The following is a 267-nucleotide window of genomic DNA, read 5'->3' as shown; positions in this document are numbered from 1 at the left end:
GGGGCCGGATCTGATTTTCCCCGTAATATTACGGCACCTGCTTTACGCGGGGTCGACCCTCTGGAATACTTCGATATTACGGAATTGGTTAAAGAGGCGGCCGACTATTTGTTGAGTTTTATCGGCGTAGTCGAGTTGCCGCGCAAATTAAAGGTATCCTTTAATAATACGGGTACCAATGCTCCGCATACGACAGTTCGCGACCTCGGATTTGTCGGACGACCTGACGGGCTGTTCGATATATATGCCGCCGGAGGCTTGGGGCCG

1 pseudogene is annotated in these 267 nt (G+C 52.1%); it reads left to right on the top strand.

Annotated elements, in window-relative coordinates:
* Positions 1 to 267: pseudogene (locus PGX78_RS09260) on the top strand (nitrite/sulfite reductase); the annotation flags it as partial.

The sequence above is a fragment of the Megasphaera sp. AF13-6AC genome (assembly GCF_027685385.1).
Taxonomy (GTDB): domain Bacteria; phylum Bacillota; class Negativicutes; order Veillonellales; family Megasphaeraceae; genus Megasphaera; species Megasphaera micronuciformis.
Note: the sequence above shows the minus strand (reverse complement) of the source record. Positions and strands in the feature narration are given on the sequence as shown.